Source organism: Nocardia grenadensis NBRC 108939 (genome assembly GCF_001613445.1).
GTDB classification, from domain to species: domain Bacteria; phylum Actinomycetota; class Actinomycetes; order Mycobacteriales; family Mycobacteriaceae; genus Nocardia; species Nocardia grenadensis.
The window spans coordinates 296,107-319,252 of the sequence record NZ_BDCJ01000009.1 but is presented as its reverse complement, the minus strand read 5'-3'; the positions used below and the strand labels follow the sequence as shown (position 1 = coordinate 319,252).

Genomic DNA, 23,146 nt, shown 5'->3' with positions numbered 1-23,146 from the left:
GTTGACGAGGTATGGGTCCGTGCGCCAGTCGCCTGCCTGCGCGCCCGTTTCGAGACGGTGCGGGTAGTGCAGGGCCGATGAGAACTGTCGAGAAGCAGCGGCTCCCGATCGCCGTGCTGGTCCCCGGCTTGATCGCGGTACTGGCGGTGGTCTCCGTCCTGGCGTTGACGCTGGGCGCGGCGCACGTCCCCTGGCGGGACACGGTCTGGTTCCTGTGGGCCGAGCTCAGCGGCGCCACCGTGGTCGCCGACGATATCGCCGACTACCGGATCGTCATCGACTCGCGGCTGCCCCGGGTACTGTTGGCCGCCCTGGTCGGAGCCGGGCTCGGCGGGGTGGGACTGCTGGTGCAGGCCATGGTCCGCAACCCGCTCGCCGACCCCTATGTGCTCGGGATTTCGTCGGGCGCTTCGGTGGGCGCGACCGCGGTCGTACTCTTCGGGGTCTTCGGCGCGCTCGGGATCTACGCACTGTCCACCGCGGCCTTCGCCGGGGCGCTGGCCGCCACAGTGCTCGTCTATCTGATGGCCCGCTCGGCCTCCGGGCTGGTACCGCTGCGGCTGGTGCTCACCGGCACCGCCCTCGGCTACGGCTTCTCCGCAGCGACGACGGTGCTGGTGTTCCTCGCCCCGCACGGGGATGCGGCCCGTTCGGTGATGTTCTGGCTACTCGGGAGCCTGGCCGGGGCCACCTGGCACATGGTGCCCCTCATCGCCACGGTCGCCGTGATCGGACTGGCGGTGATCACCGTGTACGCACGGCACCTCAACGCGCTGTCGATGGGCGACGAGGTCGGTGCCGCACTGGGCATGAACCCGTCCCGGTTCCGGCTGCTCCTGTTCGTGGTCTCCGCCGCGATGACGGGCTGCTTCGTCGCGGTATGCGGGGCGATCGGCTTCGTCGGTCTGGTGGTCCCGCATATCGCCAGACTGCTGGTAGGCGCCGACCATCAGCGACTCACCGTCGTGACGCCCTTACTGGGCGCGGTGTCCCTGGTGACGGCGGACCTGCTGGCGCGGACCCTCATACCTCCGCAGGAGCTGCCGCTGGGCGCGATCACCGCCGCGGTGGGAGTGCCGGTGTTCGTGCTGCTGATGCGCCGCCGCGGAGCCCTGGTGGAGCACAGCTGATGCGGGTCGACTACGAGAAGGTCACGGTCGAGTTCCACGGTACAACGGTCGTCGAGGCAGTGACCCTGGCCGCCGGGCCGGGCCAGTTCCTCGGCATCGTGGGGCCCAACGGCAGTGGTAAGTCCACCCTGCTGCGCTGCCTCTACCGCGCGTTGTCCCCGACGACGGGACGGGTTCTGGTCGATGGGACGGATATCGCGGCGATCAGCATGCGGGAGAACGCCCGCCAAATCGCGGCGCTCACTCAGGATACGAGTACTCCGTTCGATTTCACCGCCGCCGAGGTCGTGGCCACCGGGCGCCTGCCACATACCGCGCTGCTGCGCGGCACGCGGCGACGCGACCGGGAGATCTGCGCCGCGGCGATGGAAACAGCCGATATCGGACATCTCGCGGCGCGCGGCTTCCTGTCGCTGTCGGGCGGTGAGCGCCAACGGGTCCTGATCGCGCGGGCGCTCGCCCAGCAGCCGCGAGTGCTCGTCCTGGACGAGCCGACGAACCACCTCGACGTCCACCACCAGTACAGCGTGCTGTCCGCGGCACGGGGACTGGGCATCACCGTGATCGCGGCACTGCACGACCTGAATCTGGCTGCCCAGCACTGTGATCGGATCTTCGTCCTGCACGGGGGCCGGCTCGTCTGTTCGGGCCGCCCGCACGAGGTGATCACCGCGGAGACGATCACTCGTTGGTTCTCGATCGGCGGCCATATCGTGACGCACCCCAGGCTGGGCGTCCCGCAGATCATCTTCGACGAAAAGGAACAGTAGATGAGATCGTCCCGGCTGATCACGGCGATCGCCCTCGCGTGCGTACTCGGCACGACAGCGTGCGGCGCCGATGTGCAGGAGGCTCCGAAGAACGCGAGCGGCGAGTCGGTGACCGTCACCAACTGCGGCGCCCCGCTCACCGTCGACCGCGTCCCCGCGCGAGTGGTCACCAACGACACCGGGATCACCGAGATGATGCTCGCCCTCGGCCTGGCCGATCGCCTGGTCGGCTACACCAGCCACCCCGGCAAGGAACGCGATATCGCCAGTTCACCGTGGAAGGCCGAGTTCGAGCGCGTAACGCCACTGGGTGACGCCTTCACCCGCGAGGTCGTCCAGGCCGCCGACCCCGATTTCGTCTTCGCCGGCTGGAACTACGGCTTCAAGGAGACCACCGGCCTCACCCCGGACTGGGTGCGCTCGATCGGCGCGGTCCCGTACCAGCTGACCGAAGCATGCCGACAGCCCGGAACCACCCGCCGGGGGGTGATGGAACCGCTCGACGCCCTCTACGCCGACCTCACCAATCTCGGCGAGATCTTCGATGTGCGCGAGAAGGCCGACGACCTCGTCGCGCAATACCGCGACCAGGTCGCCGCGGCCGGTAACGGTGCACCGGCCGGAAAGGATCCGGCCCGGGTGTTCCTGTTCGACAGCGCCACACCGGAACCGTTCACCTCCGGCCGCACCGCCGCACCGTCACAGATCATCCGGAGAGCAGGTGGTACGAACATCTTCGACGACCTGAACGACTCGTGGACCACCACCTCGTGGGAGGCCGCGGCCCAGCGGGATCCGCAGGCGATCGTGATCGTCGACTACGGTGCGGGTCCGCAGAACTCGGTGCAGGCCAAGATCGAGCAATTGCGCGCCCACCCGCTGATGGCCGGCACTACAGCGGTCCGTGAGAACAACATCATCGCCCTGCCCTACGCCGCACTGGTCGAAAGCCCCCGCAACCCACAGGCGGTGGTCACCGTCGCGGACTTCCTCCGCTCCAAAGGCTACTGAGAGCACCGATCGAATCCGGCCACGGTGACCGGGCATACGACCATCTCGGGTGGACGGCCGGGGAATACGCCCGCCACCCGACGTCGCATACGAGAGCTACCTCACTTCTGCACGGTCACGGAACCACCCACCCGGCCACGCCGACTACTGATCTGCGGCGGGCGAACGTCCGACGGACCTCCGGAGAGACGGGATGGATATCGGGATGCTCTCGGCGCGGACGGTGTGGTCGGCGTGACGGCTGTCGCGGTGGCCGGTGCCACGATATCGGCTGGCGAGATGCCCTACGCCGCGGCCGATACCGCATGTCCAGGGCTCGTCCAAGGCACTCTGCTAAAGCCTGCTCCGAGCACTCGCCATGGTGGCCGGCGCAGTCACCGCCGGCGCGCTGGTGTACACCGTGTGCTGCACCGAGACCACCGGCCGTGAACGGATCGGGGCGGCTGCGACGTTTCACTCCGCCCGGTCCCCCGCCCCGGACCATCGCTGTTCCGGAAAAGGTGCGACGATAGCGATCACCATGATCAGTCCAGCGCACCGCTCCCCGCTCACCCGGGCGTGCCGTGCGTGTCTCTTCGCGCTGATCTGTGTCCTGCTCTCGGCGTCGGGCCACGCCCTGACTTCCGCTCATTCCATTTCTTTGTCGACCCTCGGTCTCGCAGTCGGCTTCTGCGCAGCCTTCGCCTGGTCCATCGCCGACCGGCAACGCGGTCTGCTCCCGATCACCGCGGGGCTGCTGGCCGGACAGGGTGTCCTGCACCTGTGGTTCGCCGCCGCCCCCGCCGGGGGATATACCGGCCACGCCGCGACCACCGCCCGGCCGACCGCGACCGGCACACCGGCCATGGTGGCAGCGCACTGCCTCGCCGCCCTGCTGTGCGGCCTCTGGCTGTGGTGGGGCGAGCGCACTGCCTTCACGCTCACCGCGATGCTGTACACCCGGATCGTGCTGCCCCTGCTGCTGCTCGTCCCGCCGTTGCCGCCCACGGCCGCCGCGGTTGTCGCGCGCCCCCCGGCCGAACTCGGCACTCCGGCCACCGGCGTCGAATTCCTGCGCCACGCGATGGCCCGTCGGGGCCCACCGGGCGGATTTCCAGCACTATCCAGAATCCGTCGTGACACAGTGACCGCCTGAGCTGCTCGGGAATTCTTCCGGGACGCCGCTGGACGCTCGCCTGTGTACGGCGGGTGTCCCGTCACCGGCGCAGCGGCGACGCGGTCTCGCGACTCCGTCGGCGCGCCGATCAGGCACGCGGGCGGACTCCCATGTGACCGCGTGACCGCGCCCGCGTCCCGACCAGAGAACTCGTCGCTATGAATACGCATCCTCGCGTGCTGCCCGGGCCCGGGCAGCACTACCGACCACCTTCCGGCCTCGTGCGACACACCGGCCCCGACCCGGTACGCCGTCATGCCCTCGGATGAGGAGCTGACCGCGCTGGCGCTGGCCGCAGGCGCGGGCGACCGCACCGCCCTGGCCGAGTTCATCGGCTGCACCCAGACCGATGTGTGGCGCTTCGTCGCCCATCTGACCGACGTGCAATCCGCCGACGATCTCACCCAGGAAACCTTCCTGCGCGCGCTGGGCAGTCTGCCGCGGTTCGCCGGACGGTCGACGGCCCGTACCTGGCTGCTCTCGATCGCCCGGCGGGCGGTGATCGACCGGCTGCGCAACGCTTCGTCCCGTCCGCGGACCAGCGGCGGCGCCGACTGGGAGACCGCGATAGACCAGCGACGCGACCGCCACGACGGCGATATCGGCGAGGACATGGTGGTGGCCGACCTGCTGCACCATCTCCCGGCCGACCGCCGCGAGGCGTTCGTACTGACCCAGCTTCTCGGACTCAGCTACGCCGAGGCCGCGCAGACCGCCGATTGCCCGGTCGGCACCATTCGCTCCCGGGTCGCGCGGGCCAGGGAAACACTGGTCGAACTCTGGCAAGGCGTGGGCACGGATTCCACCGTGGTCTACGCCTTCCCCCGCGAGCGGAGAGGCGAAGCGCCGCCGGTGCAGTTCGCCCGGGCACGCTGACCAGCGAGCCGAGCCCAGCAGACCTCGAAGCAACCGGTGGGCGGCGGGTGCCGCTCACCGGCTGCCCCGAGCCGCGCACTTCGCGGCACGGTCCGACCGGCCCCTTCCCATCCCGGCCGCCGGATCAGTCGTAGCCGGACCGAACACAACCAGCAAGGCCCACCCACCCGAAGCACAGACAAGGAGCTCGTCATGAGCGCACAGAAGAAACGGAAGAATTCGCCGTCGTCGATGCACCAACCGGACCGCACCCGGCGGATCCTTGGACAACTGGCGGTCGCCGCGGTCCTCGTCGGACTCATCGCCGCCATCGGCATCAATATCGCGATGAAGAAGGCCGCGCGTGACGACCCCGGCCCCACCCCCGCTATCGCCGCCGCGCCGGAATCGAACCCGAACGGTCTCGCCGCGACCCTCACCGACACCGGGACGATCAGGATCGGACGACCCTCGGCGGCGAGAACGGTCCGGTTGGTGGCGGATCTGCAATGCCCGGCCTGCCGGCAGTTCGAGGCGGCCTACGGTCCGCTGCTGACCGCTGCGGTGAACGCGGGAACCGTGGCCGCCGAATACGACATCATCGCCTTTCTCGATCACGCTTCCTCTACCGAGTACTCGACCCGCGCCGCGAACGCCTCGTTCTGCGCCGCCTCCGCCGATCCCATCGCCTACCCCGGCTGGCTGAAGACCATGTTCGAACACCAGCCCCCGGAAGGCGGCGACGGCCTTTCGGACAGCACACTCGTCGAGGTCGCCAAAGGCGCCGGCTACACGGATCCGGGTTTCGCGCAGTGCGTGACCGACCGCACCTACGCCAAGTTCGTCCGGTCCCGCACACTCGACGTGCTCGACAGCGGTATCCAGTCCACACCCTCGGCCTTCCTCGACGGCAACCCGATCGAGCCCGGCGAGCTCCCCGAGGCGCTCGAGTCCTGAGGCGATACCCGTGACGACCCGGCCCGGAGATCGTGTGCGGACCGCTATCCGCCGTACGCCCGCGGCCGGGTCGCGGCGGGCCGCGCCCGCCGGGCCATACGGCACTCCGGCTGCGAATCAGCCAGCGGCCTCAGCGCCGAACCCGCCCAGCCGACCAGCAGCACCATTTCGCACGCCGCCATGGCCCCGAACCACCCCGCACCGGAGTTCACTCCACCGGTCCGCAGAATCCAGAACGCCAGCACCGACAGCGCCGCACCCACCCCCGCCGTAAATGCCGCGAAACAAGCCCAGGAGAAGCGGCGGGCGACGATCCCGCCGAGAGCCGAAAAGGTGACAACACCGGAAACCAGCAGCGAAAGTAGCGGCAGCAGCGGCTTTTCCGCCGTCAGCGCGGCAGAGGACGCGGCGGCGACCGACAGCACAAGGCCGACGGCGGCCACCGACAGGACCAGCACCAGTCGCCGGCTCAGGAACATCTCGTCCAGCACCGACCGTTCGATGCCACGCAGGGCTCTCTCGGCATCGCATAGCCAGCGCGTGGTCACCTCGTCGCTGTCACTCACCGATCCCCGGTCCCACTCCTGGAATGTCATACGCAGAATGTCGTCGCCGCGCAGCCGAAAGTTCCATTCCGACACGACTCGTTCGCGGAGAGCCACGGCGGGCAGGCCGGACCCGGCAGCCCCGGGCCCGATTCGTCCAGTCGAGCGGGAACTATCCGGGATGCTGCCGCGACTACTCACCGTAAGGGCAAGTGAGGGGGCCCGGAGAGTGAGGGTTTGCGTAATGCCGGATCAGGTGTCGAAGTTGCCGGAACAGAACGAAACGGAAAGAGACCGACCTCCGTCCGGGTGCGGGGAGCCCGCACGAGAACGACGGCCCGGCCTATGGTCGCGGCGGCGGCCGCTACGAGGACACGAGTCATCGATGAGTACTGTCAGAACACGTACGAAATTCGATACGCGCGAACTCCGCGCGGATCTGCGCACCGCCCGCATCGACGCCACCATCGCCTTGTTCATCACCTTGGTGGTGTTCGGTTGGCTCTATTACCGCGTCGCTGCCGGCACTTCGCCGACCATTGTGGTCATGCCCGATCTGGCAGACCCCGGCAGGTACTGGATGTACTGGATGTGCCAAGCCTTCGGCTGGACAGGGCTGCTCTGGGCGTGGATCACTGTCGTCCTCGGTTTGCTGCGCAGCAGTCGCAGTCCGAGGTGGTTACCGGTCCCGCAGCGCAGTATCGAGAAATGGCATCGCGCTACCAGTTTGACCACCATCGGGTTGATGTTCGTCCACGCCGCGTGGTTGTTCGCCGAGTTCGTCCGCGAGTACTCCGCGACTGCGGGCATCACCGAATCGGTGTGGCGCGCATTCGTCGATACCTTCGTCCCCTCGGCCTATTCCAGTGGAACGGGGAAGGTCGCCATTTTCATCGGGCTGCTGGCGTTGTACCTGGCGATACCGCTCGGCCTGGCCTTCTATTCCCGCCGCTGGCTACGCCCCGTCGTCTGGCGGGCTCTGCACGCTTCTATCATCGTCGTCTACGCCCTGAGCAGCTGGCATACGCTGCTCTACGGCACCAATGTCTGGTACGAGGGATCGTTCCGCACACTGGTGTGGTCGATGCAGCTTCCCATTGCCGCGCTCGTCCTCTACCGGCTCGGCAACCTGCCCCCGAGCCGGCAACGAACTCGGGCGACCATCGCGTGCCGCTCGGTCGCGGGGCTTCTCGTCCTCGGATTCATCGCGGTGGTCTGCGCCGCCGTCATCAGCGGGCACGACGGTGGCCGGACAGCCGGTGTGGCGGGCCTCGGCCTCAATGTCACCAAGGCGAACGTTTGGTGGGGACTGGCGGCATTTCTGGTCACGGTCGCCTTGGCCGTGGGTCGGGTACGGCGACTCCGCAGAACCGCGCTCACCGGCTTGGTGAATCCGTAACCGATCGCGGTTACGGCGTCGACCAGGTCGGTCGGCAGTTCGTCCAAGACGAACACTTCCGGTTCCCGGGCCATCGACACCACCTCCACCGGCAGGATCACCGACGACAAGCAGCAGCGCAAACCGACACCCGGCCGGGTCGCCGCAGGTCGAGATCGATCTCGCCGACGCCGTAGAGATCGAACCCCGGCATCGCTCGACAACACTAGAAACCGGCGACCGCGGCGGCAACTCGCCGATAACGGGCGAGAACCCCTGAGTTTCTCTGTGCGGTGTAGGTTCCGATGTCGGACACCGGCCAGAGCGGTGGCTGGTCTCCGCCGGACAATACCCAGGCCGCTTGCCGCGCGGCACCGTCGGCAACGTATTCGCCGGGCTGCGGGACATGCACGGGGACTCCGAGTACGGACGGAGCGATTTCACGTACCGCGGCCGACCGGGCGCCACCGCCGACGAGTGTGATCCGCTCGATCGACACATTCTGTCCACGAACAGCTTCCAATGCGTCAGCCATCAGGCACAGCAAACCCTCGACCGCTGCGCGCGCGAAGTTCTCCCTTGTCATGGCGGACAAAGTCATGCCCTCGAGCACGCCGGTGGCATGGGGAAGATTCGGGGTCCGCTCTCCTTGAAGGTAAGGCACATGGACCATTCCGCCCGATCCCGGAGCGGCGCCCAGTGCCAGCGCGTCGAATTCGTCGTGGTTCACGCCGAGTACCGAGGCCATGCTGTCGATGATCCGGGTGGCGTTGAGTGTGCAGACCAGCGGCAGGAATCTGCCGGTGGCATCAGCAAAACCGGCCACCGAGCCGGTGGAATCGACCGATCGATGGTCCGAAACCGCGGCCACCACACCGGAGGTTCCCAGAGAAAGGAAAACTCGGCCGACATCCAATCCGAGCCCTAACGCCGCCCCGGCATTGTCACCGCACCCGGGCCCGACAACCGTGCGGGAAAGGCCGAGTCGAGAACATCCCGTGCCGGCCCGCTCATCGGGACCGTGGACGCGGGGCAGCGATATGGGGCGCACCTCTTCCTCGCGGCGCCGCAGAGCCAGTGCGAGCAGGTCACGTCGGTAGGTTCCCGACACCGCATCGAAGTAACCGGTCCCCGATGCGTCGGAGCGGTCGGTCACCAGATCGTCCAGGGACCCGGCGCCGCGCAGGCGCCAGGTGAGCCAGTCGTGCGGCAACGCCACCGCCGCGATTCGAGCGGCATTGCCGGGCTCGTGGTCCACCAGCCACCGCAGTTTGGTGACGGTCAGTGATGCCACCGGCACCGTGCCGACAGCCTCGACCCAGCGGCGAGCGCCGAGCGCATGGTCGCCCGCACCGAGTTCCCGGATGAGCGCGTCAGCCGCGCCGGCCGACCGCGTGTCATTCCATAGCAGGGCGGGCCGGATAACCCGGCCGTCCGTGTCGAGGCACACCATGCCGTGCTGCTGTCCGCCGATCGACACCGCAGCCACGTCGTCGAGCCCGCCTGCTCGCTCGAGGGCGAGCTGTAACGCATTCCACCAGTGCTCCGGGTCGATCTCGGTACCCGGCGGGTGTTCTGCGGCACCGTGGCGGACCAGTCGGCCGGAGTCGGCGTCGCGCACCACGACCTTGCATGTCTGTGTCGAGGAATCCACCCCTGCCACCAGCGTCATCGAACCCCCTCGACTGACCAGGTGTCCGAGTGCACGCTGTCGCATACACATGAAGCCGCTGTCGCGTTCGCCGGCCTGCTGCGTGCAGCCCGGCAGGAGAGAGCAATGTCGGTCGATCCGGTAGTCCACTGTCCGACGGAGAACTCGCCCGCGGCGGTCCGCTGTCGCGTCATGAACATCCTCCAATCAACAGATCGGCCGACGGCGGGGCAGCCGGCCGTGCGCACGCGGATCAGGATTTTTCGTAGCTGCCGATGGCGGCGACCTTCGCAGCCGATGCCGACTCGGGGTCGAAATGGTATCCGAGCCATTCCCTGGCCAGCCGGCGAGCCAGTTCTAGGCCGATGACGCGCTGCCCGAAGCACAGCACCTGCGCATCGTTGCTCAGTACCGAACGCTCCACCGAAAAGCTGTCGTGCGCGGTGACCGCGCGAATCCCCGGTACCTTGTTCGCGCTGATCGCAACACCGAGGCCGGTGCCGCAGACGAGCAGTGCCCGATCGGCCTCGCCTGCGGCGATCATCCGCGCGGCGGTGACCGCAACGTGCGGATAGGCGGTGTGCTCACCGTTTCCGATGCCCACATCGATCACTTCGGTGACCCGGTCGTCTGCCTCGAGATCGGCCCTGAGGGCGTTCTTGTACTCGAGCCCGGCGTCATCGCACCCCACCACGATTCTAAGCGATTCGGTCATCGGGGCGCCCCTTCTGTGACGACTGGTTCGAAGTGGTCGGCGACGACTCGCGCACATATCGCCAGTGAGACCGCACCCGCGTCGGGACTACCGATACTGCGCTCTGCGAGCGGACGCGCCCGGCCGACCTTGGGGCGCAATTCGGCGGTCGCGCGCGCCGCAGACTCGGCGGCGGCGGCCGCACTGTGCCAGGACGCACCGTTTTCGGCCGCTTCGATGAGCGGCAGCAGGGCGTCGAGCATGGTCTTGTCGCCCGGCCGGGCCTTACCGAGGCGAGCGAGCGAGTCGTAGGCTGCGCGCAGGCCGGCGACGATATCGGCGTCGGTAGGTCGGCCGGCATCACCGAGCCGGTCCCCCAGTGCCGTCAGCGCCGCCCCCCACAACACACCCGAGGTGCCGCCCGCCTGCGCGGCCCACGCGGCACCGGCCGCCCTGAGCACATCGCCCTGGCCTGCCCCGCGCGCGACGACCTCCTCGGCGGCCGCGCAGGCCGCGGCAGTGCCCCGAACCATGCCTCGCCCGTGATCCCCGTCACCGGCGACCGCGTCGATGCGGCCCAATTCCGCTTCCGCCTCGACCATCGCCGACGCGACAGCGTGCAGCGCCTCGGCGATGGCGACGCCGCCGTGGCGCGCGGCATCGTCCGCTGTCGCGGCGAAATCCGGGTGATGGAAGGTGTCGGTGACGGCGCGGCGGCGAGTCGCCGACGGAACCTCGACAATGCTTCCGCGGCGGTACGCCGGGGTGTCCGCCGGCGCGGTCCAGAACCGTTCCAATTCTTCGTCGAGCCACAGCACGGTCAAGGAGCACCCTGCCATGTCGAGGCTGGTCACCAATTCGCCGACCTCCGGCTGCACCACGGTGTAGCCCGCCGTGCGCAGCAATTCGGCCGCGGTGGCCCACACCACGAACAATTCCTCGTACTTGGTGCGCCCGAGTCCATTGAGTATTACCGCGATTCGAGAACCGGCGCCCGCCGGCTTTTCCTTCAGGACCCCGGTCACCAGCAGTTCGGCGAGTTCGGCGGCGCTCGGCAGCTTGTGTACGGCGACGCCCGGTTCGCCGTGGATTCCGAGACCCAGTCCCATGGTCCCTTGCTCGACGGTGAACAGCGGCGCCGAGGCACCGGGCAGAGTGCAACCGTCGAAGGCGACGCCGAGTGTCCGCGTGTTGTCGTTGGCCAGGGCCGCGATCTGGAACACACCGTCCAGGTCGTAGCCCGCCTCCGCCGCCGCGCTCGCGCATTTGAAAACCGTGAAATCACCCGCGATGCCGCGACGTGCGGCGATATCGTCGGCTGGTCCGCTGGCGATATCGTCGGTGACGGCCAAGTAACGGGCCGGAATGCCCTCGGTTTCCAACTGCTCGACCGCCAAACCGAAGTTCATCACGTCGCCCGCATAGTTGCCTGTGGTCAGTAAGACCCCGGCGCCCCCGTCTGCCGCTCTGGCCACCGAGGCCGCGGCGGCCGCCGAGGGGGAGGTGAAAATATTGCCGACCACGGCGCCGTCAGCGAGACCGTGCCCCACCAGCCCGCAGAAAGCGGGATAGTGGCCCGTTCCCCCACCGACTACCACGGCGACTTTGCCGGGACGGGTCGGCGAAGCGCGGACCACCCCGCCGGGGACACCGGTGACGTATCCCGCATTCGCGTCGAGAAATCCGGCCAGCATATCGTCGGTGAACGATGCCGGGTCGTTGTACAGCCGCGTCATCAGATGTCCTCTATCGCAATCGTTGTCCGGAGTCCGGATCGAACAGGTACACCCGTTCCGGCGGCACCGACAGCGCCACCTGCTGGTGCACCGCGAAGTTCTGCCGGGCCGGTGTCTCGACGAGTACGGGCTCCTCGACACCGGGCACATCCAGTGCCGCGCGGCCGAACTCCATCAAATGTTCGAAATAGCGCACCGACGCCGTCAGCCGGCCGGGACCGGCCGGTTCGGCGGAAAGCCGGCTGTCCTGGGGCCGAATGCCCACCTCGACCCGCTGACCGTCACCCCCCGCCGAGACAGCGACCGGAATCGTCGCGCTGCCGATCTGGACGACCGTGCCCGCACCGTCTCGGCGGACCACGCCGTCGACAATATTGATCTGCGGCTCGCCCACGAATCCGGCGACGAAGCGATTCGCCGGATCGTCGAAGATCTCGTCGGGTGTGCCGAACTGCTGGATGATTCCGCCGTCCATGACGGCGAGCCGGTCGGCCAGGCTCAGCGCCTCCACCTGATCGTGGGTGACCACGATAGTCGTGTAGCCGAATTCCCGTTGCAGCACCTTCAATTCGCGCCGGACCCGCTGCCGTGCCGAGGCGTCCAGATGCGAGAGAGGCTCGTCCAGCAACAGTACCGGCGGATTCCGGACCAGCGCCCGGGCCAGCGCGACACGTTGTTTCTGCCCGCTGGACAGGCTCGCGGGCCGCAGATCGAGCACGTCCTGCAGTTCCAGCCGGTGCGCGATATCGCTGACGAGCCGGTCGGCGTCGGCGACCTTGCGTGCCTTCAACCCGTAGCCGAGGTTCTGCCGCACCGATAGCGGCGGATACAGAGCATAGCTTTCGAATCCCACGCCCACACCGCGCTTCCCAGGGGGGAGGTCGGTGATAGTGCGGTTGCCGATCCGGATGTCACCGCTGGTCACCGTCTCGAGACCGGCGATCATGCGCAGGGTCGTCGTTTTGCCGCAGCCCGATGGACCGAGCAATGCGACGAGTTCGCCGGGTTCGATATCGAGCTCGATGCCCTTGACCGCCTGGAAGCTTTCCCGGCCGCGTGCGACGTAGGTCTTGGTGAGGCGCTCGAGCGTCAGCCGCTGCGCCGCCGACCCGGTTCTGGTTTCGACTGTCATCGCCGCTCCTGGGAGTTGGATGCGGCAGCACCGAGACGGAGACTGTCGCTGCCGCGTTCGCCTGCTTCGAAGATGAGGACGTCGGCCAGCGGTACCGTCACCACGACGGTGGCGCCCTCGCGAATATGCGGCCCGCCCGGGGACAGCGCGATCAACGACGTTTCGCCGATATCGACGGAAACCTCGATACTGCGCCCGAGTCGTTCGGTCAGGGTGATCACGCCGGTCAGGTTCGCCATCCCGGGTGCAGTGCTTGCTACGGCGGCGAGGGTGATATCGCAGGGGCGGATGCCGAGCCGGACACCGCGGCCCGTGCCGAGGCCGAGTTCGGGAGGCACCGGAATCTCGATACTGCTTCCGGCTACCCGCAGCGCGCTACCGTCGACGATCGCATCGACGATATTGATCTCCGGCTGGCCGAGCGCTTTGGCCACGAAAGTATCGACCGGTTTACGCCAGATGGCCTCCGGCGTATCCACCTGCACCAGCTTCCCGTCGCGCAGGATGGCGATTCGGTCGCCCAACGCCAGGGCTTCCTGGTAGTCGTGGGTGACGTAGACGGTCGTCGTATTCGACATCCGCCCGAGCTCGCGCAGTTCCGCGCGCATGGCCGCACGCAGTTTCGCGTCCAGATGAGACAGCGGTTCGTCCAGTAGATAGACGTCCGCGGGCCGAATCAGCACCCGGCCCAGGGCCACCCGCTGACGCTGTCCGTTGGACAGTTCCCGTGGAAACCGCTGCTGTAAATGGTCGATGCCGAGCGTCACAGTGACGGCATCGACCCGCTCCTGCTGTTGGGCCGCGGAGTACTTCCCGGTGCGCCCGGAGCGCAGCGGAGAGGAAAGGTTCTGCGCCACGGTCTGCTGTGGATACAAGGCGTAGCTCTCGAACGCCATCGCCACATTGCGGTGGTAGGGCTCGACCATCGTCATATCCGCGCCACCGATATGTACCGTGCCACTATCCACCTGGACCAGCCCGGCGATCGATTTCAGCGTGGTGGTCTTACCCGCACCCGATGGGCCGAGGATGACGAAGAATTCACCATCGGCGATATCGAGCGATACATCGTCGATGCCGACCGTCTTCCCGTAGTGCTTGGTGAGTCCGTTGACCGTCAGATCCGCCATCAGGACTTCACCGCCCCGAAAGAGAGGCCGCGCACCAGGTATCGCTGGATTGTGAGCGCCAGAATCAGTGGTGGTAGCGCCGCGATCACCGCGGCGGCGGCGGTGAGGTTGTAATACGCCTGCCCGCCACCGCCGAGGTATTTCGTGATCGCCACGGTCACGGTGGCGGCATTGCTGTCGGCCAGGATCAGCGGGAACACGTAGTTGTTCCAGGCGAAGATGAACGCGAGCAGTGCCGCGGCGGCGATACCGGGCCGCACGAGCGGCAGCGCGACCATCACGAAGGCCCGCCGGCGGGTATATCCGTCCAGCAGTGCGGCCTGTTCCAGATCCTCGGGCAGGTCTTGGAAATAGGACCGCAGGATCCACACAACCAATGGCATCGTCACCAACTGGAGCACCCACACCATGCCGGCCTTGGTGTCGAACAGGCCGATCTGGTTGTAGATGACGAACAGCGGAACGATGACCATCAGTTCAGGAGCGAACCGGAACGAGAGCATGGTGAACATCAGGTCATTGGAGCCTTTGTACTGCCACCGGCCGGCCGCATAGGCAGCGGGAATACCGATGACCAGGGAAACGATCACCGCACCACCGCAATTGATCAGGCTGGTGAGCAGCGCGGCCTTGAAGTCCACGCTGGTGAGTTCGGTGCCTTTCGGGCTCAGCACCGTAGCGAAGTTCTCCAGGGTGGGGCTGAATGTGAAGTAGGTGGTGGTCTGTTGCGCCGGTGTCTTCAACGCCAGCAGGACCATCCACACAATCGGGAACAGCGAGAAGACGAACCAGCCGATCAGCACGATATCCGCGCCCACGGAGGCCGGGGTGAATCGGCGCTGTCCGGGTAAGAGTTCCTTGGCCATGATCTACGACTCCGCTCCGGCAGCGCGACGCTGCGCCTTTCCGAGCACGCTCACCAGGAGGCGTGCGGTGATGAACACGATCACCCACAGCAGGAACATGTAGGTGCTGCCGCGGGAGTAGTCGAGGTTGATGATGGAGTCCTCGAACGCCCCGATCTGCAGGGTCCGCGTCGCTACGCCGGGGCCGCCCGAGGTTAGGACGTAGACCGCGTCGAAAACCTTGAGGTTGTCCATGAAGCGGAAGATGACCGCGACCAGGATGTAGGGCCACAGCATCGGCAGCATGAGTTTGCGGAACATGTAGAACCAGCTCGCGCCGTCTACCGCCGATGCCTCGAAGGGTTCCTTGGGCAGCGAACGGATGCCGGCGAGCACCAGGATCGCGACGAACGGGGTGAAGATCCACAGATCCACCAGGATCACCGACCACAGGGCATTGCCGCTGCTGAGCCAGTCGAAGGTGGATCCGAGACCGAGGATGTGGTTGAGCACGCCGAACTGCGGGTTGAACATCAGCTTCCAGATGACGCCCGCGATCACCGGCGCGATCATCAGCGGCAGGATCAGCACTTTCTCGAAGATCCGCCCGATGATGCTGGAGCGGTTGAGCAAGAGGGCGATGCCGACGCCGACGACGGTCTCGATGGCGGTGGCCACGATCGCGAAGGTGCCGGTGACCCGGACACTGGTCCAGAATTCCACATCACCCAGCACACTGGCGTAGTTCCGGATTCCGACGAAGATCGGCTCAGGATTCACCGCGGCGTAGTTGAGCACCGAGTAATACGCGCCGATCACGAAAGGGTAGAGAATCCCCACCACGATGAGCATCGCCGGAACCGACAGCAGGTACGGCCGCAGCGACCGCCGCCAGCGCGGAACCTCCGGAGGGTCGGTTCGCTGCGTTGAGCCCGGCTTCTCCGGGTCGGCATGGGACGGTGGACGAACTGATTGAGTGGTCATGTCGACCTCCCTTTCTTCGACCCACGCCGGGTCAGAGATTGACCTTCGACGTACAGGTCTTGGCCAGGCTGGCCAGACGGGACCGGGCGTTCGCACCGCCGTAGATGTCCTGCAGCGCGACGGACCAATCCTCCGTGGTGTCGAAGAACTTCTTCTGCGGCGTGAACTGGATCTTCGAGCTGCCGATCACCGTCTCGAAAGCTTCCAGATAGCCGGGCATTCCGCCGAGCTGCTGTTTGAACACGCCGTCGAAAACCGACTTGCGCACCGGATCGGCGAAGATCCCACCCTGCACGGCTTTCGAGAGGGCTTCCTTACCCGTGACCCACTGGATGAACAACCAGGCCGCATGCTTGTTCTTCGACTGCGCGTTCATCGCCAGCGACCAGGTCCACAAGTTGGTGTTGTAGTTGCCACCAGGGCCGGCGGGGCCCGGATACCAGGCGATATTGCCCGCTTGCGCACTGGCACCCGGTTTGTTCTTCGGATAGGTCGCACTGTCGGCGTCGTAGACCATCATCGCGGTGCCGTCACCGAGATCGCCGGTGGCCTGGGGATAGTCGTAAGTGGTCCACGATGTCGGTCCGGCCAGACGCTGCATTTCGATCCACTTCTCGGTGAAGGCGACCGAGGCGTCCGAGGCCATGGTGGCCTCGAACCGGCCGTCGACGAGTTCGTAATCCTTCGCGCCCTCCCTGGCGAATTGCGTCATGAAGCCGGGGTGGATGGTCGCCCACGACTTGGATCCGCGGGTGGCGATGCCGTACCGGTGCTGGGAACGGTCGGTGAGGTCGACGGCCAGCTGGATGAAGTTGTCGAAGGTGTCCGGCAAGGTGATCTTGCGCTGGTCGAAATAGGCCTTGTTGTAAGCGACCACATTGTTCTCGAAGCCCCACGGGATCGCCCACTGCCCGCCGGTGCCGAGCGGACTGCCGAGGTCGAAGTCCCATCGGGTGGAGGTGCGCAGACCCTCGTAGATGTCCTCGAAGTCGTACGCGTCACTGGTGGCCGAGGAGTTCGCGATCCACGGGGCCAGGTCCTCCAGCCAACCGGGGGGACCGTACTGCCAGATGAAGTACGCACCCAGCATGAACACATCGTGTTTACCGGTGCCACCGGCCAATTCGGTATTCAACTTGGTGAAGTAGTCGGCCTCCGGCACCAGGTCGGTGTCGACCGTGATGCCGGTGAGCCGGGTGAACTCGGCGAGCAGCGGTTGCAGCGACTGCTGGTACGGGTGCGGCGTCTGCAACAGGTGCAGAGTCGTGCCTTCCGCGGCACGCCAGTTGAAGGGCCCGCTCACCTCGCCCGCACCGTTGACGGCCTCGACCTTGCCACCCACGCCGCAGGCCGAGAGTACCGGCAGGGCCGCGGCGGCCGCACCGGCCAGGCCCACGGCCCGCAGCATGTCCCGGCGCGAGAACTGATTTCTGCTCATGTATCTGTTCCTCATCGAACTTTCTCGGCAGGTCAGGAGGGAATCAGCGAAACCTTCACCGACTCGGTTCCGCCGGCCACCAGATCGAGACCCTTCTGAAAGTCGCTGAGCGGCAGCTGGTGGGTACAGATCTTGTCCATCGGCAAGATGCCCGATTCGAGCATGCGGATGGCGGCCGGCCAGCAGTGCGGACCCAGATGCGCGCCGCGCACATCGAGCTCCTTGTCGTCACTGATGATGCTCCAGTCGACGGAGACATCACTGCCGAACACGCCGTACTCGACGTAGGTTCCCAACTTGCGTAACAGGTTCAAGCCCTGCGGCACGGCGGAGGGATGGCCGGTACCTTCCAGGTAGACATCGGCGCCGTAGCCGTCGGTGAGTTCCATGACGACCGCCTGAACGTCCTCGTCGCGAATGTTGATCACGATATCGGCGCCGCACTCCCGAGCCAGCATCAACTTCTCCGGCGCCATATCCAGCGCGATGACATGGGCAGGGCTCTTCGCCCGCGCACCGGCCACCATGCCGAGACCGATCGGACCGCAACCCGCCACCACCACGACATCCTCGAAGGTGATACCCGCCCGCTCGACGGCGTGCAGCGAACACGACAGCGGCTCGGTGAATGCGGCGTGTGCGGCCGGAATATCCTTGGAAACCTTGTGCACCAGCGCTTCTGCGGGAAAGACCATGAACTTCGCCATAGCGCCCGGGGTCCGGCGCTTGAAACCGTAGAGGTCGTGCGGTTTGCACATGTGGTACTGCCCGCGGAGGCAATACCGGCATGTCCAGCACGGCACGATCTGTTCGGAGACCACTCGGTCCCCCACCTCGACGCCCCAGCGGGCGGCGCCCGCGGCGTCGATCTGCACGATTTCGCCGACGAATTCGTGACCGGGGATCACTTCGGTCTCGGCCCACGCCGGGCGGTTCTCATCACCCCAGAACTTCGCCGCCCCGTGATAGCACTTCAGATCGCTCGCACAGATGCCCACTGCCTCGACCCGGACCAGCGCTTCGCCCGGTCCCGGTACCGGGACGGGAACCTCTTGCAGCCGGTAGTCCTCGGGACCGTGGCAGATCACCGCTTGCATCGTCTCCGTCATCACCACTGCCCTTCATCCCTATGCTCGGGATCACACTAACTCAGGGTGGCACATTGGTCCAGAACGAATGTGCACGGAAATATTGGTGTGAACTGATGTGCAATGCGATACTTCTGCCATGCACAGCAGCTCCGATACTCGAGCACCGACAGGCGCCGAGGGTGGCCGCTTCGCGCCGTCGCTGCTCTACGCGGCCGCGAAAATGTACTACGACGAGGACGCCACCCAGGCCGAAGTCGCCCATAAGCTGGGCATCAGCCGGGCCACCGTGAGCAGGCTGCTCTCCGAAGCCCGCCGTCAGGGCATCGTCCACATCGAAGTCCGCGCACCCCATGCCGACGACCGCGGCGATCTCGCAGGCACCCTCGCCGACGCGACCGGGTTGCAACGGGTGTACCTGTCCGCACCGCTGCCCGCGCCGACCCCGGCCAAGCCGACCGTGGAGGTGATGGGCAGCTACCTCGCCCCCGCGGTCTCACGCGCACTCTCCGACGTCGGGCTGGTCCCCGGAGACGTACTGCTGGTCTCCTCGGGACGCACCGTCTACCAGGTGGCGCAGTTCGACCTCGAACGCATCCCCGGTGTCCTCGTCACCCCCACCGTCGGCGGCAACGACCAGCCCGAGGAGTGGTATCAGACCAACGAGATCACCCGGCTCATCTCCAACAAACTCGGCGGCCGGCCGAACTACCTGTTCGCCCCCGCCCTCCCCGGAGCCGATCTCTACGCCACCCTGCATGCCGACCCGTCCATTCAGCGCGTACTGAATCTGTGGCCGCGAGCGCGGTGCGCGCTCATGGGCGTCGGCGCACCCCCGCTGCTGCGTGATGACATACCACAATTCGTTCCCACCACCTCCGTATCATTACGCGAAGCGGTGGGTGATGTGTGTTCGCGGTTCTACAACCGGGAAGGCGAACCCGTCGACTTTCCCGGCCGCGAACGGCTGATCGCCGTGGAACTGTCCGTGCTGCAGCAGATTCCGGTGGGGATCGCCGTGGCCGTCGGCGCAGACAAGGTGGCCCCGATTCTCGCCGGGGCGCGCGCCGGATACTTCAACCAGCTCGTCACCGATCCATCGACCGCACACCAGCTTTTGGAGAGTCTGTGAGCTCGATTCGTCTCGACGGTAAGCGCGTACTGATCACCGGTGCGTCGAAAGGTATCGGGGCCGATATCGCGGAGACTTTCGCGGCGGCCGGGGCTTCGCTGGTGCTGTCCGGCCGCGACCACAGCGCACTGGCCGATCAGACCCGCCACCTGACGCAGCAGTACGGGATTCGCGTTGCGGCAGTGACCGCCGACCTTGCCGACCCGGACGCTCCCACCAGGTTGGCCGCGGAGGCCGCCGCGGTCTTCGGCGGGCTCGACGTGCTCGTCAACAACGCGGGCATCTCACATCCGGAGATGGTCACCGATCTGACGGCGGCAACGTTCGACGAGGTCCTTACCGTCAATCTGCGCGCCCCCGCACTGCTCGCCGCCACCGTCGGTGCGGCGATGGCCCGTGACGGCGGCGGATCGATCGTGACGGTCGCCTCCGCTGCCGCCCTGCGCGCACTGCCCGAGCACTACGCGTACTGCACATCGAAGGCAGGTCTGGTGATGGCGACCAAGGTGCTGGCACTCGAGCTCGGACCCGATGGCGTGCGCGCGAACTCCCTGTGCCCCACCATCGTGCTCACCGATATGGGCCGCAAAGTCTGGGGTGCGGAAGAGAAGGCGGCGCCGATGCTGGCCCGCATCCCGTTGGGCCGCTTCGCCGCTCCCGCGGAGGTGTCCGCGACAGCGCTGTTCCTCGCCTCCGAGCTCGCATCGATGATCAACGGCGTCGACGTCCCGATCGACGGCGGTTACGCGGTCAGCTGAACCGCGCCAGGGTATGCACCTGCTCCCGGGTAGCCGGATACAGCTGCAGCCATGTCTCGTACAGGGCGTCGTACCGTTCGCGGTATTCCGGGTTCGGCGGAATCTCGCGGACTATCCGCGTCCAGTCCGTCTCCGGTGCGACCAGTCCCACACCGATAGCGGCCAGCAGCCCGTCACCGTAACTCGCGCCGATGGTCTGTTCCGGCTGTAGCTGGGTCAACCCGGTGATATCGCTGAGCGCCTGCGCCCACACCGGACTACGCAGCCCCCCACCGACTCCGACCGCCCGCAATACCGGTGAATCGGCATTGTCGAACATCTCCAGAATCTGGCGGATCCCGTAAGAAATGCCCTCGTAGGCCGCGCGGAACAGATGTCCACGCCCGTGCCGCAGTGTCAGTCCGGCCACGACACCACGCGCGTCCGGATCGAACACCGGCGTGCGCTCACCGGCCAGGTAGGGCAGCATCAGCAAACCCTCCGACCCCGGCGGCACTGCCGCGGCCTCGGCCATCAGTACGTCGAATGAGGCTCCGCCGGTCACCTTCTGCAACCAGTTGGCCAGCCCACCTGCGGTCGATGTCCCCGCCGCGAGCGCGAAAGTGCCCTCCTGGACCCCCGTCGTCGTCCACAGCGCCGGGTTCGAATGGAACGTCTCCAGCACCTGCACCAAGAACATCGTCGATCCGTACATCAGCATGAGATCACCCGGATCACGCACACCCACGCTGAATGCCTCGGCATAGGCATCCACGGTGCCCGCGACGACCGGCGTGCCCGCCGGAATCCCGGTCTCCGCGGCCGCCCCCGCGGTCACCATGCCGACCACCTCCGACGGCCACACCAGCCGGGGCAGCGGCAGCGCACCCAGAATCCGCCCGGCCCATTCGGCATTCCAGTCGAAGTCGCGAATCGAATACAGTGGATCGCATTGGCTGGCCGTGTGGTGGTCCTGAATATACTCACCGGTCAGCTTCGCGACGACGAAAGAATTCGACCCGTACCAGCGACGGGCACGGGCGAACGCCTCCGGCTCGTTCTTGCGCACCCATTCGATCTTCGGACCGACCGCCTGACTCGACAGCGACTTGCCCGTCCGCAACAAAATTTCTTCCGCGCCGAACAACTCGGTCAGTTCGGCGATCTCCACCGACGCCCGAGTGTCGATGCCGTACAGAATGGCGGGCCGTACCGGCTCGAGATCCTCGTCGCACAACACCAGGCACGGACCGACACCGCTGACACACATCCCGGCGATCCGCGCCCCCGACGGCACGGCGGCCATCAGTGTGCGGCCGATCGCGCACACCTCCGCCCACCACAAGCCCACCGCGTCGACCTCGGCCCACCCCGGCCGCGGCAGCGACATCTCATGACTCACCTGATGCTCGGCGACCACCACTCCATCCGGTCGCACGAGCACCCCCTTGCTACTCCCCGTCCCCATATCGATACCGACGAACAGCTCCACGGACGTCAGCTTAGGTCCTTTCCGGTCGAACGGGTGCCGGTCCCGGACGATCGACGTGGGGATCCTCGTAGCCGGCCATCCACGGCGCGGTGTAGTCGACGAGCTGCTTCCCGGTCACCGCTGCGCCCTCCTGCGCGCAGTACTCGGTGATGCTCCGTGCCGAGGCCGGCAATATCACCGGGCGGCGGCGGTACCTCGCTCGGCGTCACGGAGCGGTATCGCGGCAGGTCGTCAACAGCTCCAGTGGATAGAAACCGGTGCATCGGCCTGCCCGGTCGAGTATCGAGCCCAGCCGCTTGGGCGTCTCGAGTGTGACACTTCGGTCCACCACGGTGAAGCCGGGTACCCCCGACTCGAGTTGGTATTCCAGGCGCGACAACTCACTGATCTGCCTCAACCACACCGTCATCAGGACGTTCGCGGTCCCCGTCACCTCGCAGCACACGCGGATCTGGGGGAACGATTCGAGTGCATCGACGAGCGTGCCGAGCGTGCGCGGTGTCGCGCGGGCCCACACGTTGGCGGTGACCGGCCATCCACCGAGTACGTGGGCGACTTCGCAGCGAATGGAGAGGATCCGCTCGGCGACGAGGTAGGCGAGCCGGCGTCGGGCGGCCGGTGCGCTGATCCCACAGACTTCGGCGAGTTCGACTGCCGACCGTCGGCCGTCGGCAGCGAGCGCGGCGATCAACTTCAGATCCGCTGCGTCCGGCTGATGGACCAGTGGTCGCGGTACCGGACGGTACCGCGACAAGGACGACTCCTCGCCGATGTCGAGAGCCCGCACCCGCCAGCGTTCGCTCTCCCCGAACACCTGCATCACCACGCGGGTGCGAGTACGGGAGACCATGGGGGACCCCGCAAGCTTCTGCACCCAGTCACCGAGGGTGTCGAGATCGAAGGTCATGACGGTGAGAAGCAGGTCTCCGTCTCCGGCGGTGCGCTGAATGGTCGCGACCTTGCCGTCCCGAGAGAGCTCGCGCATCAGTTCCGGGCCGCGCTCGGCCACCTCGATCTCCACGAATGCGGCACATTGCGTATTCAGATAGGCCGGGCCGGGGTAGGTAACGATCCAGGCCAGACCGCTGTCCACCAACCGTTCCCAGCGGCGTGCGGCGGTGGGCGCACTGACACCCGCGACATCGCCGACGGCACCCCACGGAGCACGCGGTGCGGACTGTAGTGCGTGAACGATACGGAAATCAACATCGTCCGGCACGTGACGATCCTTCATCGAGTGGCCTTCCAACTCAATTTCTGAACATCCCGCGAAAGTCGGCGACCG

21 protein-coding genes are annotated in these 23,146 nt (G+C 66.7%); 9 read left to right on the top strand and 12 right to left on the bottom strand.

Translation table 11 applies throughout. From position 1 onward, the window contains the following. Positions 1 to 77 precede the first annotated feature (77 nt). From NGR01S_RS11400 to NGR01S_RS11375, 6 genes are all read left to right on the top strand, one after another. Positions 78 to 1,130: a FecCD family ABC transporter permease gene (locus tag NGR01S_RS11400; RefSeq protein ID WP_063036143.1), complete on the top strand. Its 1,053-nt coding sequence runs from the start codon at positions 78 to 80 to the stop codon at positions 1,128 to 1,130. Continuing rightward, positions 1,130 to 1,900, top strand: a complete 771-nt coding sequence (locus tag NGR01S_RS11395; protein WP_063036142.1) for an ABC transporter ATP-binding protein — start codon at positions 1,130 to 1,132, stop codon at positions 1,898 to 1,900. Before NGR01S_RS11400 ends, NGR01S_RS11395 begins: the two co-directional genes overlap by 1 nt. Beyond that, complete coding sequence (locus tag NGR01S_RS11390; RefSeq protein WP_063036141.1) at positions 1,901 to 2,911, top strand: ABC transporter substrate-binding protein; 1,011 nt, start codon at positions 1,901 to 1,903, stop codon at positions 2,909 to 2,911. Between the two features lie 520 nt (positions 2,912 to 3,431). Then, positions 3,432 to 4,046 carry a hypothetical protein gene (locus tag NGR01S_RS11385; protein ID WP_157107207.1) on the top strand — a complete coding sequence of 205 codons (615 nt, stop codon included), beginning with the start codon at positions 3,432 to 3,434 and terminating at the stop codon, positions 4,044 to 4,046. 276 nt (positions 4,047 to 4,322) lie between these two features. Continuing rightward, entirely contained in the window at positions 4,323 to 4,943 is a 621-nt protein-coding gene (locus tag NGR01S_RS11380) for a sigma-70 family RNA polymerase sigma factor (RefSeq protein ID WP_084480664.1), read from the top strand. Positions 4,944 to 5,135: 192 nt separating this feature from the next. Then, a complete protein-coding gene (locus NGR01S_RS11375) occupies positions 5,136 to 5,879 on the top strand; it encodes a DsbA family protein (RefSeq protein ID WP_063036139.1) in 744 nt (247 codons plus the stop codon). Positions 5,880 to 5,923: 44 nt separating this feature from the next. Here the strand turns inward: NGR01S_RS11375 and NGR01S_RS11370 are convergent, their stop codons facing one another. Continuing rightward, on the bottom strand, positions 5,924 to 6,475 hold the full coding sequence (locus NGR01S_RS11370) for a hypothetical protein (protein WP_157107206.1): 552 nt from the start codon (positions 6,473 to 6,475) through the stop codon (positions 5,924 to 5,926). 334 nt (positions 6,476 to 6,809) lie between these two features. Between NGR01S_RS11370 and NGR01S_RS11365 the strand changes: the two genes are divergently transcribed. After that, positions 6,810 to 7,823, top strand: coding sequence for a ferric reductase-like transmembrane domain-containing protein (locus tag NGR01S_RS11365; RefSeq protein ID WP_063036137.1), 1,014 nt, complete (start codon positions 6,810 to 6,812; stop codon positions 7,821 to 7,823). A 205-nt stretch (positions 7,824 to 8,028) separates the two neighbouring features. On the opposite strand, the gene xylB is transcribed toward NGR01S_RS11365, so the two are convergent. The 9 genes from xylB to eltD all read right to left on the bottom strand — a co-directional run bounded on the left by xylB (position 8,029) and on the right by eltD (position 18,521). After that, positions 8,029 to 9,474, bottom strand: coding sequence for a xylulokinase (xylB, locus tag NGR01S_RS11360; protein ID WP_063036136.1), 1,446 nt, complete (start codon positions 9,472 to 9,474; stop codon positions 8,029 to 8,031). A 232-nt stretch (positions 9,475 to 9,706) separates the two neighbouring features. Then, positions 9,707 to 10,168 carry a ribose-5-phosphate isomerase gene (locus NGR01S_RS11355; protein ID WP_063036135.1) on the bottom strand — a complete coding sequence of 154 codons (462 nt, stop codon included), beginning with the start codon at positions 10,166 to 10,168 and terminating at the stop codon, positions 9,707 to 9,709. Further along, positions 10,165 to 11,883 (bottom strand): dihydroxyacetone kinase family protein, encoded by a 1,719-nt coding sequence (locus tag NGR01S_RS11350; protein ID WP_063036134.1) that lies wholly within the window; start codon positions 11,881 to 11,883, stop codon positions 10,165 to 10,167. Before NGR01S_RS11350 ends, NGR01S_RS11355 begins: the two co-directional genes overlap by 4 nt. 10 nt (positions 11,884 to 11,893) lie before the next feature. Then, positions 11,894 to 13,015: an ABC transporter ATP-binding protein gene (locus NGR01S_RS11345; protein ID WP_063036133.1), complete on the bottom strand. Its 1,122-nt coding sequence runs from the start codon at positions 13,013 to 13,015 to the stop codon at positions 11,894 to 11,896. Then, positions 13,012 to 14,145 (bottom strand): ABC transporter ATP-binding protein, encoded by a 1,134-nt coding sequence (locus NGR01S_RS11340; protein ID WP_063036132.1) that lies wholly within the window; start codon positions 14,143 to 14,145, stop codon positions 13,012 to 13,014. The genes NGR01S_RS11345 and NGR01S_RS11340 overlap by 4 nt, the downstream gene beginning before the upstream one ends. Continuing rightward, a complete protein-coding gene (locus NGR01S_RS11335; RefSeq protein WP_063036131.1) occupies positions 14,145 to 15,011 on the bottom strand; it encodes a carbohydrate ABC transporter permease in 867 nt (288 codons plus the stop codon). Before NGR01S_RS11335 ends, NGR01S_RS11340 begins: the two co-directional genes overlap by 1 nt. A 3-nt stretch (positions 15,012 to 15,014) precedes the next feature. Further along, positions 15,015 to 15,974, bottom strand: a complete 960-nt coding sequence (locus NGR01S_RS11330) for a carbohydrate ABC transporter permease (protein ID WP_063036130.1) — start codon at positions 15,972 to 15,974, stop codon at positions 15,015 to 15,017. A gap of 31 nt (positions 15,975 to 16,005) precedes the next feature. Then, positions 16,006 to 17,412, bottom strand: coding sequence for an ABC transporter substrate-binding protein (locus NGR01S_RS11325; protein ID WP_373861410.1), 1,407 nt, complete (start codon positions 17,410 to 17,412; stop codon positions 16,006 to 16,008). A gap of 32 nt (positions 17,413 to 17,444) precedes the next feature. After that, on the bottom strand, positions 17,445 to 18,521 hold the full coding sequence (gene eltD / locus NGR01S_RS11320) for an erythritol/L-threitol dehyrogenase (RefSeq protein WP_063036331.1): 1,077 nt from the start codon (positions 18,519 to 18,521) through the stop codon (positions 17,445 to 17,447). Between the two features lie 118 nt (positions 18,522 to 18,639). Between eltD and NGR01S_RS11315 the strand changes: the two genes are divergently transcribed. Both NGR01S_RS11315 and NGR01S_RS11310 read left to right on the top strand, forming a co-directional pair. Beyond that, positions 18,640 to 19,632, top strand: a complete 993-nt coding sequence (locus NGR01S_RS11315; protein ID WP_063036129.1) for a sugar-binding transcriptional regulator — start codon at positions 18,640 to 18,642, stop codon at positions 19,630 to 19,632. Then, entirely contained in the window at positions 19,629 to 20,390 is a 762-nt protein-coding gene (locus NGR01S_RS11310; RefSeq protein ID WP_245664529.1) for an SDR family NAD(P)-dependent oxidoreductase, read from the top strand. Before NGR01S_RS11315 ends, NGR01S_RS11310 begins: the two co-directional genes overlap by 4 nt. Here the strand turns inward: NGR01S_RS11310 and NGR01S_RS11305 are convergent. Further along, on the bottom strand, positions 20,383 to 21,861 hold the full coding sequence (locus NGR01S_RS11305) for an FGGY-family carbohydrate kinase (protein WP_063036128.1): 1,479 nt from the start codon (positions 21,859 to 21,861) through the stop codon (positions 20,383 to 20,385). The genes NGR01S_RS11310 and NGR01S_RS11305 overlap by 8 nt on opposite strands. 205 nt (positions 21,862 to 22,066) lie before the next feature. Next, the gene (locus NGR01S_RS11300; RefSeq protein WP_063036127.1) at positions 22,067 to 23,080 is read right to left on the bottom strand and encodes an Lrp/AsnC family transcriptional regulator; all 1,014 of its coding nucleotides are present in this window, start codon (positions 23,078 to 23,080) and stop codon (positions 22,067 to 22,069) included. Positions 23,081 to 23,146: the final 66 nt, after the last annotated feature.

Bases quoted from the DNA above. Each gene is read 5' to 3' on its own strand.
- NGR01S_RS11400 (WP_063036143.1), top strand. From the start codon at position 78: ATGAGAACTGTCGAGAAGCAGCGGCTCCCGATCGCCGTGCTGGTCCCC.
- NGR01S_RS11395 (WP_063036142.1), top strand. From the start codon at position 1,130: ATGCGGGTCGACTACGAGAAGGTCACGGTCGAGTTCCACGGTACAACG.
- NGR01S_RS11390 (WP_063036141.1), top strand. From the start codon at position 1,901: ATGAGATCGTCCCGGCTGATCACGGCGATCGCCCTCGCGTGCGTACTC.
- NGR01S_RS11385 (WP_157107207.1), top strand. From the start codon at position 3,432: ATGATCAGTCCAGCGCACCGCTCCCCGCTCACCCGGGCGTGCCGTGCG.
- NGR01S_RS11380 (WP_084480664.1), top strand. From the start codon at position 4,323: ATGCCCTCGGATGAGGAGCTGACCGCGCTGGCGCTGGCCGCAGGCGCG.
- NGR01S_RS11375 (WP_063036139.1), top strand. From the start codon at position 5,136: ATGAGCGCACAGAAGAAACGGAAGAATTCGCCGTCGTCGATGCACCAA.
- NGR01S_RS11370 (WP_157107206.1), bottom strand. From the start codon at position 6,475: ATGACATTCCAGGAGTGGGACCGGGGATCGGTGAGTGACAGCGACGAG.
- NGR01S_RS11365 (WP_063036137.1), top strand. From the start codon at position 6,810: ATGAGTACTGTCAGAACACGTACGAAATTCGATACGCGCGAACTCCGC.
- xylB (WP_063036136.1), bottom strand. From the start codon at position 9,474: ATGACGCTGGTGGCAGGGGTGGATTCCTCGACACAGACATGCAAGGTC.
- NGR01S_RS11355 (WP_063036135.1), bottom strand. From the start codon at position 10,168: ATGACCGAATCGCTTAGAATCGTGGTGGGGTGCGATGACGCCGGGCTC.
- NGR01S_RS11350 (WP_063036134.1), bottom strand. From the start codon at position 11,883: ATGACGCGGCTGTACAACGACCCGGCATCGTTCACCGACGATATGCTG.
- NGR01S_RS11345 (WP_063036133.1), bottom strand. From the start codon at position 13,015: ATGACAGTCGAAACCAGAACCGGGTCGGCGGCGCAGCGGCTGACGCTC.
- NGR01S_RS11340 (WP_063036132.1), bottom strand. From the start codon at position 14,145: ATGGCGGATCTGACGGTCAACGGACTCACCAAGCACTACGGGAAGACG.
- NGR01S_RS11335 (WP_063036131.1), bottom strand. From the start codon at position 15,011: ATGGCCAAGGAACTCTTACCCGGACAGCGCCGATTCACCCCGGCCTCC.
- NGR01S_RS11330 (WP_063036130.1), bottom strand. From the start codon at position 15,974: ATGACCACTCAATCAGTTCGTCCACCGTCCCATGCCGACCCGGAGAAG.
- NGR01S_RS11325 (WP_373861410.1), bottom strand. From the start codon at position 17,412: ATGAGCAGAAATCAGTTCTCGCGCCGGGACATGCTGCGGGCCGTGGGC.
- eltD (WP_063036331.1), bottom strand. From the start codon at position 18,521: ATGACGGAGACGATGCAAGCGGTGATCTGCCACGGTCCCGAGGACTAC.
- NGR01S_RS11315 (WP_063036129.1), top strand. From the start codon at position 18,640: ATGCACAGCAGCTCCGATACTCGAGCACCGACAGGCGCCGAGGGTGGC.